The sequence below is a fragment of the Lujinxingia sediminis genome (assembly GCF_004005565.1).
GTDB lineage: Bacteria > Myxococcota_A > Bradymonadia > Bradymonadales > Bradymonadaceae > Lujinxingia > Lujinxingia sediminis.
Genome location: NZ_SADD01000001.1, coordinates 894,739 through 909,000 on the forward strand (window position 1 = coordinate 894,739; position 14,262 = coordinate 909,000).

Here is a 14,262-nt window from a genome sequence, read left to right on the forward strand (position 1 = left end):
CCTGTGGACCCGTGCTCAAGCGGCAACGGTGCCACGGCGAGTCCCCCTTCGCGCGTCACGAGCGCGCGAAGGGGGACTCGTGTTTAGTCCGCTTGATGCTCGTACGCTCCGATGTCATAGGCGCCGGCCGGCCGCGGGTTGCCGGCGATGTCCTCCACGACTTCTGCGACGTCTACACCGGCATTGATCGCTGAACATCCTGCGGCGAGTTGGTAGTCGTGATTCGCCGCATCGACGAAGCAGTCGGCGGTGACGCCTGCGTTGCTCGTGCTGCCTTCTCCTTCGACCGCAAGATCGCCGAGGAAGAGGCTGTTGAACATCTCGTAGGTGTCGGCCTCGTAGCAGAGGTCGTCGGGACAGTCCGCGTGTTGAAAGAGATTGGCGTTGTTGGCGAAGGTGCTGTTGTAGATGTGCAGATCTTCCACGTAGCGCTCGATGCGCGCCACGTTGTCGTTGTCGTAGGCCAGTACGTTGGCCATCTGCAGGGTCGCCGAGCCCTGGGGCTCGTTGTTGTATCCGCCGCGGATGCGGAACGCGTACTGGTTGCCGTGGATGTTGATGCCATCCATCGTCCAGTCCACACGGTACTTCACGTTGAAGACAGCTCGCGTTGAGATGTAGCCGCTGTTATCCCACCCGAAGGCCTCGACGTTGACCAGGGAGACGCGCGGACGCAAAACGCGGTGCTCCGGGGTCTCGAAGGTCTTGGTGTCGATGCCGTTTTCGCCGGGGTTTTCGCCATCGTTCCAGCCGGCATGTTGCCCCTGCAACGCTGAGGTCCAGAGGCGAGTGTTCTCGATGCGCAGGTTATCCCACTGCTGCGTGCCGCATTTGTTGTAGATGTCGGCGTCCACCTGGAGGCTGTCGCCGCTGCAATGGTGGATGTCGACGTGATTCAAGCGCACATCACGGGCATGGGTGACAGCGACGCAATGAGAGTCGACCTGGGTATCAAAGGTCCCGCGCAGGCAATGGTGGATCTCAGAGTTTTCAACGAGCACATCGTCGGCGGCGATGTGCAGGCAGTCGACCTGGTTATGCCCCATCGACACATTTCGAATGATGGCGTGGTCGCCGTTGTAGTCGTAGTACACCTCCGAGGACGAGGGGGACTCCGGCGAGCCGTTGCAGGTGCCCCAGTGAGTAACGGCAATCATGCTTCGGAAGGCGCGTTCTCGGGGGCCGCCCGGCGTGTCGGAGTTCTCATAGCGGGCCGCAAAGTCGTCGGCGGCGTAGTTCCCATCCAGCACAAACCCGTCCAGAACGAAGTACTGATGCTTGATCAGGAAGAACTCCCCGCCGTACTCGCCGGCGCGCGTCAGGACCGGGCGGTCATCAGGGTCGAAGGCTCTCAGGCAGATGCGCTCATCCGCCGTACCATCCCGAGCGGTGTGGGTTCGGGTCGTGACGTCATACTCGCCGGGCATCACCCAGACCGTATCGCCGGGCATTGCCAGGTTGAGTGCTTCCTGGATGGTGTTGAAGGGGCTGGCCTGAGAGCCGTCGCCGTTGGTGGGGGCGTTGGCGACATAGTACTGCGCACCGTCGGTAGAACACTCGGGGCTTGGCGCCGGTGTGCTCATCAATCCGGGCGTCGGGCGCGGGCCCAGAGGTTCTGGCTGGGGATTTGTGCCGCTGTCGGTACCGCTATCGGTGCCACCATCTGTACCGCTGTCGGTGCCCGCGTCATCGCCAGCATCGTTGCCGCCGTCGCTACCGCCATCAACAGGGGGGTCACTATCCGCGTCCTCTTGCGCGCCGGTGTCGTCCGGCACTGATGCATCAGGTGTGTTGACAGAATCAGGGGAATCGCCGGAGGGGCAGGCGACTGCCATCGTCAACGCCAGTACGAGTAAAAACGATCGTTGCTGCATCGTGCTCTCCCCTTGTGCCGCGCGGTGCACCCCCGACGTCGCCAGGGGCGGAACTCAAGTGTGCTCGGGCGTGTTGTCTGAAGTTGAACCTTCAGGTATGCCCGCGAAAGTATTCCCGCGCAGATAGCTCCGTGAATGGACTGTGCGCGAACTATTGCATCGACCGCGATGGCGTGCAACTCGGCGAAGCCGTGTGCGAGACCGTACAGCGGCTCAAGGTTCTCGCTTTATTGGCATTCACCAGGCAGTGCATGATGGTCGAACTTCTCCCCTTTGCGCAGTCGTTGGTGCATTACAGCCTGCACCTGCTTGCCCCCGGGCTTATCGCGTGGGTCTTTTTTCGGGGGCGGTGGAAGAGGGCGTGGCTGATCATGCTCGCGACGATGCTCGTCGATCTCGATCATCTCTTTGCATGGCCGGACGTGTTCGTGCCCGATCGTTGTGGCATTGGCTTTCATCCGCTGCACTCCTATCCGGCTATCGGCGTCTATGCTGCGGGGTGTTTTGTGCGTCAGGTGCGAATCCCTGCCATCGGCCTTCTTTTTCATATGGTCACCGACTTTCAGGACTGTGTGTGGATGGCCTGCCTGAGCCGGATGTAGGCGTGTCTGGGGCCGCGACGGTGCGGGAGGTTGGGGAGGTCAGGGAGGTATGTAGAGCCGGGCGAGGCACCTGCTGGCCCGCGCCAACAACCGGGCACGGTATGGTGGTTTGAGCATGATGAAGCGGAGCGGGAGGTTCGCCGTAGGAAGATGCGCGCGCTCGAACATGCTATGAGCTCGGGCTGATGCTGATGCGCCCGAGCGTTTCGGGCGTCTGGTTTTTCCTGTCTTACGAAGATCCCCACCATGCCAGATCCCCTCGCGTCCAGCGGCCTGCTGTCCAAACTACGTCTGCTTTTCGACCGCTTTACCCTCGCGTTGATCACAGTGGTCGCGGTGGCGACGATTCTGCCCGTGCACGGGCAGGGCGCGCTCTTTTTTGAGCACGCCACCACCGCTGCCATCGCGCTCCTTTTCTTTTTGCATGGGGCCAAACTCTCTCGCCGCGCCATCATCGAAGGAGCGATGCACTGGAGACTTCACGGGGTCATCTTCATCTGGACCTTCGTGGTCTTTCCCCTTTTGGGATGGGCGCTGGGCCCCTTGCTCAGACCTCTGCTGGGGGAGGCCCTTTACATGGGCGTCATCTACCTCTGCGTACTCCCGGGTACCGTTCAGTCCGCGATCGCGTTTACCTCCATCGCTCGCGGGAATATCCCTGCCGCTGTCTGTGCTGCCTCGGCGTCCAGCATCCTGGGCATCGTCCTAACGCCCCTCTTGCTTCAACTCCTGCTGCAAACGGACACCTCCGTGTTGGGCGGAAGCGCCTCCCTTCTGGACGCGATCGGCGAGATCGGTCTCCAGATATTTTTGCCCTTTGTCGTCGGACATCTGATGCGCCCGCTGATTGGAGGGTGGATGAGCACTCGCGCTTCACTGGTCCGTGCTGTCGACCAGGGATCGATTCTGTTGGTGGTCTACACCGCCTTCAGTGCGTCTGTTGTCGCGGGCCTGTGGAAGAGTGTGGGGTTCAGCGCGCTCTCCTGGCTTGTGCTTGTTTGCATCCTACTTCTTGCCATCGTGCTCAGTCTCGTGACGTGGTCGACTCGCCGGATGGGCTTTTCTCGCGAAGATGAAATCACCATCGTCTTCTGTAGCTCCAAGAAGAGTCTGGCGAACGGAGTGCCTATGGCCGGCGTCCTCTTTGGGACTGCTGTGATTGGGCCCGTGCTTCTTCCGCTCATGCTCTTCCACCAGATTCAGCTGATGGTGTGCGCCGTCCTCGCGCAGCACTACCTTCGGCAGGACGTTGAGAGCACAACGTCTCTCCCGGGCTGAAGCTCCTCGTGCCATCTCGGACCAGGGGAGCGGGGTGTGCGTGTTGTCATAATATAAATTATCGTGATTCAGCGAGGCCTCGCGGTGTCAGCTCGCCCCCAGGGTCAGCACAAACACGCTGTCCTCGACTGCCGACACGTCGTGAGAGAGGTTGGCTCCCATGGCCAGGAGGTTGCCGGCACTGAGATCGACGTGTCGATCGGGAAGTCGCAGACGCAACCTGCCGCTGAGGCAGTGCACTGTCACCGTGGCGCCGGCGTGGTGCTCAGTGATGGTATGTTCGCGGGCCAGGGCGATGAGGACGACCCGAAGATCCGGGGTGTGCACGATGGTACGGGCGACCTGTCCCTTGCGTTGATAGCGATCGTCGCGACGGAGCTCGGTGGCGAGTGTGTTGAGGTCGATGAGGTGGCCATGTTCGGGGGACTTGAGGCTGCTCATAGTGTTCTCCAATCAAGGTGGTTTTAAAAACTACTTGTATAGATTAAATCCATGACTACCCTGGACAAGGGGATGCAACGTTTCGCTGCGTTGGACGTTGTCTCGACGTCCAACGCACCTTTGAGAGCTTGAGCCCGGGTAGAATCATGCAACGAGTCGTCACACCGAAAGTTGAAGAGCGCCGCGAGCGCTTCTCGATTGCGGCCATCAACGAGATGGTCCACACCTTTTACGCATGTATTCGTGAGGACCCGGTCCTGGGGCCGATATTTGAGTCACGAATCGACCACTGGCCCGACCATCTGGAGCGGATGGTGTATTTCTGGCGAGCTGTCCTGCGCTCGGAGCCGACGTTTACGATGTCGGAGCGGGGAGCGCCGCCGGTCTTGCACTGGGCGATGGACGAGGTTGAACGCCATCATTACCGGCGCTGGCTTGCATTGTTTAAGGACGTCGTTGAGGGCATCTATCAACCCGATGATGCCGAGCAGGTGTTCGAGGCTGCCAGCCGTATCGCCGAAGCGTTTTCGCGCTACCTCCCGTCAGATTCGGTCGAGGGTGGGCGATGAGTATTGAGGATTTAGGTGACTCGCGGCGAGCGATTCTCGATGTAGTGCGCCGCCAACGGAGCGTCACCATCGACGCGCTGGTCGAGGTAACACACCTCTCGAAGACGGCGGTGCGGGCGCATCTGGTACGCCTGGAACGGGATGGGGCCGTCGAGCGAACTCCTCTTGAGCATGCCGGGCCGGGGCGACCGCCCGTGGCGTTTTCGCTCACGGATCAGGGCGCCGAGCTCTTCCCGAGCAGCGATGCAGCGATGCTCTCCGGGCTGGTGCATTATCTGGAGCGGCAGGGGGCCGGTGAGCTTGTGGAGGGGTATTTTGCCGATGTCTGGGCCGAGCGGGCGCTCGATGTGCTCCGAGAGCTCGGGGCTTCGGATTTTCGCTCGCCACCGCTTGCCGAGAGGTTGCGGGCTCTGGAGGCGGTGCTCATTCGCACCGACTTCATGCCGCGGATCGAGCGCGAGGTTGACGCGGACGGCTCCGAGCGTGTGAGGGTTTGTGAATGCAATTGTCCGCTGCCAGCGGCGGCCCGGGCCAGTCGCGCCCCGTGCCGGCTCGAGGTTCAGTTTCTCTCCGAAGTCATCGGTGCGCGTCCCTCGTCGGTGCAGATTTGCACAAAGCGCCGGGAGCCCTGCGTCTTTGAGTTTGAGTTCAGAGGTAGCGCTGGCGAGTGACGGTACACTCAGCCCTCCGGCACGGTATCCATGAGGAACTGAAGCGTCCGGCGCAACTCGCCGCGCATCGCTTCGACGCGTTGCGCCGCACAAAGTTGGAAGAGCATCATCTCGAGCCGAGTCTCCAGCGCCTCCAGGGTAGTTTGAGCGCCGGAGGATTCGGTGTCTTCATCGTCGAACATCGCCCGCAGGGTGTTCACCCGGGCGATCAGCTCTTCGCCATCCAGCATATCGATGAACTCCAGATCGCGCAGGAGGTGCAGGGTGAAGGCTCGTTGTTCCGACGAGAGTGCCATCCGAGGTTCCTGCAGGGCCCTTGAGCCGGGTTTGGATCAGGGGAGTTGCGAGTCTGGGCTGAAATCGTGAAGGTTCCGGGGAGTTAACGCAACTGCACGCCAGGCTACGCTGTCGGGCCTGGCGAAGGCTGCGCGTTTGGTTTTGGAGCTGTGCGGCACAGGCTCAAAAGGGAGTAAGATGATGAACACCGGTGATGTGAATTCTTATCTCGAAGATGGTTGCGGGCGTTGTCAGCACTACCAGACCCCCGAATGCAAGGTGCATCAGTGGGCTGATGCTCTGCGGGCTATCCGTGAGCTTGTTCAGAGCACGGAGCTCGACGAGCAGCTGAAGTGGGGGTCTCCCTGCTACTCGCTGGATGGGCAGAATGTGGTGATGATTGGCGCGTATCGCGACAACTGCGTGTTGAGCTTTTTGAAAGGCGCGGCGTTGCCAGACCCGACGAACATTCTGGAGAAGCCGGGGCCCAACACCCGTTATTCGAGGGTGGTGCGATTTCGGTCGGTGGACGAGGTCAGGGAGCGTCGCGAGGCGCTGACGCAGCTGCTGCACGAGGCGATCGTTTTTGAGCGATCGGGTCAAGAGGTGCAGGTTGACGATGATGAGGCCTTGCCTGCGGAGTTGGAAGAGCGTCTGGCGGTGGACCCCGAGCTCAAAGCAGCGTTCGAGGCGCTGACGCCGGGACGCCAGCGCAGCTATCAGATTTATATCGGCGAGGCGAAGAAGGCGGGGACGCGCCAGGCGCGCGTCGAACGCAGCGTTGAAAAGATCATGAAGGGCAAGGGCTGGAACGAACGCTGAGGAAGCGGGGGCGACGCGGGCGTGTCGGACACGTACCGCTGCGAGATGGAAGAGTTCAGGGCTCGATGGGCTTGCTTGAATAAAGTGCCGTGCGCATTGTTCAAGTGTTCGTTTGAACGCTTGATCTCTTCGCGCGGAGTATTCCATGTCCTCATCTTCATCTCGAGCATTTAAAGACGCTGCCTACGCCCACCTGGCACAGGTCGGCAAAGCGCTCTCCAGCCCGGCCCGGCAGGAAATCCTGGAGCTTCTGGCCCAGGCCCCGCGCACCGTAGAGGTGTTGGCCGGGGAGATTGACCAGTCGATGGCCAATACCTCGCACCATCTTCAGGCGCTGAAGCGTGCTGCGCTGGTACGTTCGGAGCGCCAGGGGTTGCACGTTGTGTACTCGATCGCCGGCGATGATGTGGCTGCGTTGCTGGTGCGGCTGCAATCTGTGGCGGCGCACCATAGTGCGGGGTTGGAGAAGTTAACCCGCGAATTTTTCGACGACCCGCAGGGGCTGGAGTCGCTTGACGCCGCCACGCTCCGAGCACGGATGGATGCAGGTGAGGTCGTGCTGATTGATGTGCGTCCTCGGGCGGAATTTGAGGTGGGGCATCTTCGCGGTGCGCTCTCGATCCCACTCACAGAGCTTGAGGCTCACCTTGAGGAGTTGCCTCGTGATCGGGCGATTGTGGCGTACTGCCGCGGTCCCTTCTGTACCTTCTCAGCCGAGGCGGCACGCAGGTTGCGCGCTCTCGGCTTTGACGCCCGTCGTACCGATGTCTCGGTTCACAGCCTTGGGGAATCTGGAGTGCGGCCATGATTACTTCCACGTCTGCATCACCGATTCGTCTGGGCCTGCGAGAGAATATCGCGCAGTTCTCTCTGCTGGTACTCGTCAACGCCTTTGTGGGCGCGATGATCGGCATGGAGCGCAGCATCTTACCGGCCATTGCCGAAGATGAGTTTGAGCTGGCCGCGCGCACCGCGATCTTATCCTTCATTGTCGTCTTCGGGGTGACCAAGGCGCTGACCAACTACATGGCCGGGCGCTGGTCCGATCGATTCGGCCGCAAGGCGGTCCTTATCGCCGGCTGGCTTGTGGCCGCGCCGGTGCCCTTCTTGCTGATGTGGGCGCCTTCCTGGTCATGGATTCTGGGGGCCAATGTGCTGCTCGGTATCAGCCAGGGGCTGACCTGGTCGACGACTGTGATCATGAAGATCGATCTGGCCGGCCCCAAAAATCGCGGTCTGGCGATGGGCCTCAATGAGTTTGCTGGCTACTTCGCCGTTGCGCTCAGCGCGCTGGCCACCGGTTTTATCGCCGCGGAGTATGGCCTGCGACCGCAACCCTTCTTCCCGGGGATCGCATTTGTGGTGCTGGGTACCTTACTCTCAATCTTCGCGGTGCGGGAGACGCAGCATCACGTCGCGCTGGAGTCCTCGCAAACAGGTCATACTGATGCGGCGACCCTCTCGGCACGCGAAGTCATGACACGCACGAGTTTTTCCGACCCGAACCTCTCCTCGGTGAGTCAGGCGGGCCTTGTGAACAACCTCAATGATGGGATGGCCTGGGGGCTATTTCCGCTCGTCTTTGCTGCGGCCTCGATGTCGCTGGGGCAGATCGGCACGCTGGCGGCGATCTATCCGGCCGTCTGGGGGATGGGGCAGCTGTTCACGGGCGCCTGGAGCGATACGATCGGTCGCAAGGGCCTGATTGTGGCGGGGATGTGGACGCAGGCTGCGGGCATTGTCGTCATTGCGTTCGGAGCAACCTTTGCGATGTTTGCCCTCGGAGCGGGGCTGCTCGGACTGGGCACCGCCATGGTCTATCCCACGCTTCTTGCCGCGATTGGCGACGTGGCTCACCCGAGTTGGCGGGCCTCCGCAGTTGGCGTTTACCGCCTCTGGCGCGATATGGGTTACGCCTTCGGTGCGTTGCTCGCCGGAATTATTGCCGACGCGTTCGGGCTCTCGGTGGCGATGCTGACGATCGCCGCGTTAACCTTTGCTTCGGGCGTTGTCGTGGCGACACGGATGCGGGAGACGTTGCGTGCAGAAGGAGCGACCGGTGCGTCCGGCACCGTGTAGGCCTTCTGACGCGTTGCGCGAGAGCGCGATGGCAGGGGGGGGAAGGGCTGGGTTGGAGAGCCAGGAGTGCGCCGTGGTCTTCTCCGAGGGTAGCTCGAAACGGTGTTGCTTCGTTTCGTGGCCGCTGCGGCCACCGAGCGCGCGTTTGCCGGGCGCTCCCAAAAGAACGAGAGGCCCGGAAGGTCGGCGGCCTGCTCGATCCACTCTGCCAGCTGCGCCTCATCAAGTGACTCGTCCTCGTGGAGATGCGTGTCGCGCACTCGCTCAGGTTCGGAGTCAAAGGTAGGTCCCGAATCGCTGCCGTTAATCACTTGCAAATCCCCGCGAGCTTGGCGTGCGCGTTGAACGCGCGCCGGGCCGGACGGCAGCGCGCGTCCTGATGGGAGGATGCTCTTTTGCGAGGTCGGGCTCGGTGCTCACGATCATGGTGTCATGAGAGAAGTGGTCGTCCGAGCCCTCCTGAAAACTGAGATGACATGAGCGAACGCAGCGCGAGCTATGAGCAGGGAAGCCTGGGACTCTGGCAAAGCGTGGCGATGGGAACCGGCGTGATGATCGGCGCGGGCATCTTTGCGCTCACTGGTCAGATCGCTGAGCTGGCTGGCGGGCTCTTTGCGGTGGCCTTTGGCGTGGCGGCGATCGTCAGTGGGTTCAGTGCCTACAGCTACATCAAAGTTGCCAGTGCCTACCCCTCAGCCGGGGGGATCGCGATGATTCTCAAGAAGGCCTACGGCAGCTCCACGGTGACCGGGGCGGCGTCTCTCTTGATGGCGCTCTCGATGGTAATCAACGAGAGCCTGGTGGCTCGCACCTTTGGTACCTACACCCTGCAACTCATTGATGGTGAGGGCTCTCAGGTCTGGGTGCCCGTACTTGCGGTAGGTCTGATTGGGCTTGCGTTCGCGGTAAATCTGGCTGGCAACAAGGTCATCGGTACGGCCGCCAACGTGAGCGCAGTCGTTAAGATTGGGGGGCTGCTTGTGTTCGCTGCGATCGCAGTGGTCGCGTCCGGTGTCGACCTGCGCGTCACCATGTGGCCCCCGGCCGGGGAGCCGGGGGCAGCCGGGTTTGTGGGCGGGGTCGCACTGGGCATTCTGGCGTTTAAGGGCTTTACCACGATCACCAACAGCGGCGATGAAGTCCGTAACCCGGAGAAGAACGTGGGGAGGGCGATTGTGTTCTCGCTGCTGATTTGCCTGGTGGTGTACCTGGCGGCGACATACGCAGTGGCCTCCAGCCTGAACCTTGAAGAGCTAATCGCCGCTCGAGATTGCGCGTTGGCCGAAGCGGCAAGTCCGGCGATTGGCGGATACGGGACGCTGTTTACCGTGATTGTCGCGATCATCGCGACGGCCTCCGGGTTGCTCGCCAGTATGTTTGCCGTCTCGCGGATGCTGGCGATGCTTACCGACATGGAGTTGATTCCGCATCGACACTTTGGAATGCCCGGAGACATTCAGAAGCATACGCTTGTCTACACCGTAGTGCTGGCCGCACTGCTGGCGGCGATCTTCGATCTCTCACGCATCGCGTCGATGGGCGCGATCTTCTACCTTGTGATGGATATGACGATTCATGTGGGAGTGTACCACTACCTGCGCGACGACGTCGGAGCGCGAGCTCCCGTGCTCCTGTGTGCCATCGCCCTCGATGCGATGGTGCTCGCCGGATTCCTCTGGGTGAAGGCTCAGAATGACCCGATGATTGTGGTCATCAGCGCGGCCGGTGTGGGGGCAGTCTTTGCTCTTGAGCGCTTCTACCTGCGACGGATTCGTGCGGAGCGGGCTTCTCGGGACGCAGGTGCGAGATGATGTGAGAGCGATTAGCCCGCGCACCTGAAGGTCAGGTTGATGCGTTGCGGGCCAACGAGCCGATGGTCGTCGGGCTTGAGCGGCTGGATGCCGTGAAAGCGCAAGCGATCCTCGCCGCCCCACACCACGACATCGCCGTGGCGAAGTTGTACGCGTCGGGTAGGGTCGCTGCGCTGGTTTCCGCCGAAGAGAAAGGTCGCCGGAATGCCCAACGAGACCGAGACGATGGGGGCATCGCGGTTGCGTTCGTCTTTGTCCTGATGAAGCGACATGCGGGCACCGGGGAGGTACCGGTTGATCAGGCAGGTGTCGGGGGTGAAGTCGGAGAAACCAGCCGTGTCGGCGGCATTTTTCGCAAGGGTCAGCAGCCGCTCGGGCATCGCTGGCCACGGCCTGCCATTCCTGGGATCGAGTCTGGCGTAGCGGTAGCCGCGGGCATCCGAAACCCACCCAAGTTCGCCGCAACTCGTCATGCCGACGGACATGGTGTGGCCCCCCGGTGTGGTCATATGGCGAAAGGGGGAGGCCGTGGCCACACGCTCGATCTCCCGAAGAAGCTCCGTAGCCTTGTCGAGCGCAAAAGCGCGAAGCACCCGTGAGGCGGGGCCAAGGTCTTCGGTCGTGCGTTCTGCCAGGGCGTTGTCGTCGAAGAGAGGTAGTGTCATGAGTTGGTTGTGGTCTGGAGAGCTTTCGTCGTGAAGGGAAGGCACCCATGATGCCCTTGCAGCGCTCACTGGCGAAACGTCCGCCTGAGGTTACGCCTCGATCGTTGGAGCGGTCTGTCCGGCGACCGCACCGCGCTCAATCGAGGGTTGGGGCCTGAGCCGCCTGACTCCGTGGAAAGGCCTGAACGATGAAACGCCGAATGCGCTTATCACGAAGCAGGCCCGCAATGGCGAGAACATCCTTTCTGTCCCCCTGAAGCGTGACGGCTGTCACGCGGCCGTTCTCGTGTCGTAGCGGAAAGGGGCAGGGATATCGGTGGCAATCATACCCGGCCGCTGCCGATCGAGGTGCGTCGAGCAATAGTCGCGGGTGTGCACGAGTCAAATGACGGGGGACTGGGATGAGTAAGCCCCGGGAAGATCGGACGGGACTCCTGGAAGGCCGGCGAGTCTTCCCCTGTATCGAGGGCGTTACGTTCTTATGCTCTCACTATACCATGCATGGGGTTTCACCGAAGTGAGGTGAGCCTCGGATGCGTTCTGGGACGTCCACCAGAGAGAGGGAGTTGTTATGGAGATGAGAGGTAAAGGGGTCGTGGTCACCGGTGCGGCCAGCGGCATTGGACACGCATTGGTCGAGGCGTTGCTCGCGAAGGGGGCCCGGGTGGCCGCTGTGGATCTTCAGGACCAAGGACTTGAGAGGCTTGCGGCAGAGGTTAACGCCGGCGAACGTCTCTCTACCCACCGGCTTGATATCACCGATCGAAGCGCGGTGCGCGCGTTACCCGCCGAGGTTATCGCGCGTCACGGTGCGGTAGATGTGGTGATCAACAATGCCGGCATCATCCAGCCCTTTGAGTGCGTGCACGATCTCAGCGACGAGGTGATTGAGCACACGATGGACGTGAACTTCTACGGCACGTTGTGGATGGTGCGAGCCTTTCTGCCTCATTTGCTCGAACGCCCGGAGGCGTATCTCGTCAACGTGGCGAGTATGGGGGCGTTTTTACCGGTGCCAGGCCAGGCGATCTACGGGGCGTCGAAGGCCGCGGTGAAGTTGATGACCGAGGGGCTTTATGCCGAGCTCATGGAAACGTCGGTAAAGGTCTCGGTGGTGATGCCCGGGGCGGTGGCCACCAACATCGCAGAGAACTCGGGAGTGGTGATGGGGGACGGAGAGGAGGGCGGTGATGCCGGGGAGGGCTATCGTGCGCTGGAGGCGGATAAGGCCGCCGAGATCATCCTGGAGGGCATGGAGGATGAACGCTTGCATATTCTGGTGGGGTCGGATGCCAGGTTGATGCAGCTTGCTAATCGCATCGCTCCCAAAGGTTCCATTCGCTTGATCCAGCGAAAGATGCGCGATCTCCTGGGCGACTCCTGAGCGGATGGGTTGGCGTGGAGACGCCGCGACGCGAGACGGGAGACTGGAGCCTCCCAGGGAGTAGCGAGGCTCCAGTGATGTCTCAGGCCCTTGAGTGAGTGATGCGGGACGTCGGTATGCGTTGAGCTGGGAGGCAGGGGTCGTGTCTGATGCTCGGCGTCTCCATCTACACTACGAAGCCCGGTGAGCACCGATCCTACTCCTCGCTGTGCACCGGGCTTCCTTTCTCCCAACTCAACGCCCCCTTCTAGCTGGCCTCAGTGCGTCGAGGGCTGGGCGGCGTTTGTGTCGTCGGACGTCGGGAGCGTGCCGCCGGTCGTGGTGATCTGCGCCGGTGCGTTGTCCTCAGGGACTTCCTGACCCGATGACCTGGAGACGGTAGGGCGTACGCGTTCTGCCAATTCGTGAGCGTCTGCCATGCGAAAGACGTTCTCCAGCGTGCTGGCGGCGATCTTGTACGTCATCGACCAGTCATCAAGCGCGCGATTGCGAAGTGTGAGGAGAGCTTCGGCTTTGCGCTGCTCATGAACCACGCTGGCTGAGAGCTCCTTGTAGCGCTCATGAAGCGCGGCGATCTCTCGGGCGAGGTTACCGGTGTGGATCTGGTTGCCGATGACAGTGAAGGTTTCGTCGGCGGCTGCCAGGCTCCGGGCAACGTTGTCGGCGAAGGACTCCAACTCCACACCGGACCGAGGCGTTCGCCCGTCGAGCCCAAAACGTTTTGGTAGATCGGAGTCAACGAGTGCCAACGACGCGCGCGATGTCGCCAGAGTCCCGGCAAGCTCGACGCCGCACTCGTCGCGTCGCGTACGAAGCTCTTTGTCTCCCGAGCGTTCCCGGGCCAGTGCCAGGGCCGCCTCGTAGAGCCTCGCTGTTTTCTCATCCAGCGTGTCTCTCTGGAGCATGATCCACCAGCGCCAGTCCTCCTCGCGATATCCTGTGCGCGCCACCAGCGCCACCAGGATGGCCTTGAGGTTTGAGTCTACCGCAGAGATGACGTATCGAGCGCACTTAACGCGGTTTTCGGTCGTCTTACCCACTTTGTTCATCACAGCCTCCTGTAAGGAAAAGGTCGATGTCGCGGTGAGGCGGCAGGCACACCGGTGCGCGCAGCAACTGCAGGTTGCGACAACAGAGATCCCCGTACGTCAGGACTGCTCGGGTTGAGTACGTCAGGTTAACAAAGGCGATTTTCTGTCGCCAGACAAAACACGCGTCTGAAGGACGTTCCTCGGAAGAATCAGGGGTGTACGTGCGTACACCCCCTCTATCTGGCACGGGGAAGCCGCTCTTCGCAGGGGCCTATACGGTGATCGGGCTCGAAGCTGCGGTTACTCCAGGTGGGGTGGTGGTGCCAGGCCAGAACAACGTGGTGCACGCAGTGGGGCACAGGACTTCGCAAGCGCCAGCAAGGGGCGAACGCAGGTGATGGAGCTAAGCGGCCTGCGAGAGACGAGGGGGCTCCCGCGACTACACCTTTGTCGCCCGGTGCGCGCCGCAGTGCGCGTTCGTTCCACTCGGTATCGAGATGTCACGGCTCGGGCGATCGTACCGGTGGCTTGAGCATCGCATGCCGACGTCGACCGTGACTTCGCTACCGTGACCACTCCGATGTCAAAAAGGTCCGTGGATTGGGAGTGGGAGTCTTCCTGCGTGGTCGAAGTTCCCGGGGGCACGCGGTGAGACACATACGCGGAACTGGCGAAACCCCCGGTGACGTGGGATGCATGAATCAGCGCGTGCCCGGGAAGGTGCAGCGCTTGCCGGAGGTTTGCACGTGAGCTGGATCG

The 14,262-nt window shown here is 61.7% G+C and carries 14 protein-coding genes; 9 read left to right on the plus strand and 5 right to left on the minus strand.

Translation table 11 applies throughout. The annotated features are described in order from the left end of the window. Positions 1 to 83: 83 nt before the first annotated feature. A complete protein-coding gene (locus EA187_RS03660) occupies positions 84 to 1,874 on the minus strand; it encodes a choice-of-anchor Q domain-containing protein (RefSeq protein WP_127779212.1) in 1,791 nt (596 codons plus the stop codon). A 251-nt stretch (positions 1,875 to 2,125) separates the two neighbouring features. Here EA187_RS03660 and EA187_RS03665 point away from each other — a divergent pair, with 251 nt between their 5' ends. Together EA187_RS03665 and EA187_RS03670 are read left to right on the plus strand one after the other, a co-directional pair. Continuing rightward, entirely contained in the window at positions 2,126 to 2,476 is a 351-nt protein-coding gene (locus EA187_RS03665) for a DUF6122 family protein (RefSeq protein ID WP_241250157.1), read from the plus strand. Between the two features lie 246 nt (positions 2,477 to 2,722). Beyond that, positions 2,723 to 3,754, plus strand: coding sequence for a bile acid:sodium symporter family protein (locus EA187_RS03670; protein WP_241250158.1), 1,032 nt, complete (start codon positions 2,723 to 2,725; stop codon positions 3,752 to 3,754). A gap of 87 nt (positions 3,755 to 3,841) precedes the next feature. On the opposite strand, the gene EA187_RS03675 is transcribed toward EA187_RS03670, so the two are convergent. Beyond that, complete coding sequence (locus EA187_RS03675; protein WP_206524177.1) at positions 3,842 to 4,195, minus strand: cupin domain-containing protein; 354 nt, start codon at positions 4,193 to 4,195, stop codon at positions 3,842 to 3,844. A 146-nt stretch (positions 4,196 to 4,341) separates the two neighbouring features. On the opposite strand from EA187_RS03675, the gene EA187_RS03680 reads away from it, so the two are divergent. Both EA187_RS03680 and EA187_RS03685 read left to right on the plus strand, forming a co-directional pair. Beyond that, positions 4,342 to 4,764, plus strand: coding sequence for a group III truncated hemoglobin (locus EA187_RS03680; protein WP_127779213.1), 423 nt, complete (start codon positions 4,342 to 4,344; stop codon positions 4,762 to 4,764). Continuing rightward, positions 4,761 to 5,435 (plus strand): helix-turn-helix transcriptional regulator, encoded by a 675-nt coding sequence (locus EA187_RS03685; RefSeq protein WP_127779214.1) that lies wholly within the window; start codon positions 4,761 to 4,763, stop codon positions 5,433 to 5,435. The genes EA187_RS03680 and EA187_RS03685 overlap by 4 nt, the downstream gene beginning before the upstream one ends. Positions 5,436 to 5,443: 8 nt before the next feature. On the opposite strand, the gene EA187_RS03690 is transcribed toward EA187_RS03685, so the two are convergent. Then, positions 5,444 to 5,731 (minus strand): hypothetical protein, encoded by a 288-nt coding sequence (locus EA187_RS03690; protein ID WP_115602864.1) that lies wholly within the window; start codon positions 5,729 to 5,731, stop codon positions 5,444 to 5,446. 181 nt (positions 5,732 to 5,912) lie between these two features. On the opposite strand from EA187_RS03690, the gene EA187_RS03695 reads away from it, so the two are divergent. The 4 genes from EA187_RS03695 (at position 5,913) to EA187_RS03710 (ending at position 10,423) form a co-directional block, all read left to right on the plus strand. Then, positions 5,913 to 6,533, plus strand: coding sequence for a YdeI/OmpD-associated family protein (locus tag EA187_RS03695; protein ID WP_164855947.1), 621 nt, complete (start codon positions 5,913 to 5,915; stop codon positions 6,531 to 6,533). Positions 6,534 to 6,678: 145 nt separating this feature from the next. Continuing rightward, positions 6,679 to 7,341 carry an ArsR/SmtB family transcription factor gene (locus EA187_RS03700; RefSeq protein ID WP_127779215.1) on the plus strand — a complete coding sequence of 221 codons (663 nt, stop codon included), beginning with the start codon at positions 6,679 to 6,681 and terminating at the stop codon, positions 7,339 to 7,341. Beyond that, entirely contained in the window at positions 7,338 to 8,612 is a 1,275-nt protein-coding gene (locus EA187_RS03705) for an MFS transporter (RefSeq protein WP_127779216.1), read from the plus strand. The genes EA187_RS03700 and EA187_RS03705 overlap by 4 nt, the downstream gene beginning before the upstream one ends. A gap of 476 nt (positions 8,613 to 9,088) precedes the next feature. Continuing rightward, a complete protein-coding gene (locus tag EA187_RS03710; protein ID WP_127779217.1) occupies positions 9,089 to 10,423 on the plus strand; it encodes an APC family permease in 1,335 nt (444 codons plus the stop codon). An 11-nt stretch (positions 10,424 to 10,434) separates the two neighbouring features. Here EA187_RS03710 and alkB read toward each other — a convergent pair whose 3' ends face one another. Beyond that, positions 10,435 to 11,088, minus strand: coding sequence for a DNA oxidative demethylase AlkB (alkB, locus tag EA187_RS03715; RefSeq protein ID WP_127779218.1), 654 nt, complete (start codon positions 11,086 to 11,088; stop codon positions 10,435 to 10,437). A 571-nt stretch (positions 11,089 to 11,659) separates the two neighbouring features. Between alkB and EA187_RS03720 the strand changes: the two genes are divergently transcribed. Next, positions 11,660 to 12,472 carry an SDR family NAD(P)-dependent oxidoreductase gene (locus EA187_RS03720; protein WP_115602858.1) on the plus strand — a complete coding sequence of 271 codons (813 nt, stop codon included), beginning with the start codon at positions 11,660 to 11,662 and terminating at the stop codon, positions 12,470 to 12,472. Positions 12,473 to 12,729: 257 nt separating this feature from the next. On the opposite strand, the gene EA187_RS03725 is transcribed toward EA187_RS03720, so the two are convergent. Then, positions 12,730 to 13,521: a hypothetical protein gene (locus tag EA187_RS03725; protein WP_115602857.1), complete on the minus strand. Its 792-nt coding sequence runs from the start codon at positions 13,519 to 13,521 to the stop codon at positions 12,730 to 12,732. Between the last annotated feature and the right edge of the window lie 741 nt (positions 13,522 to 14,262).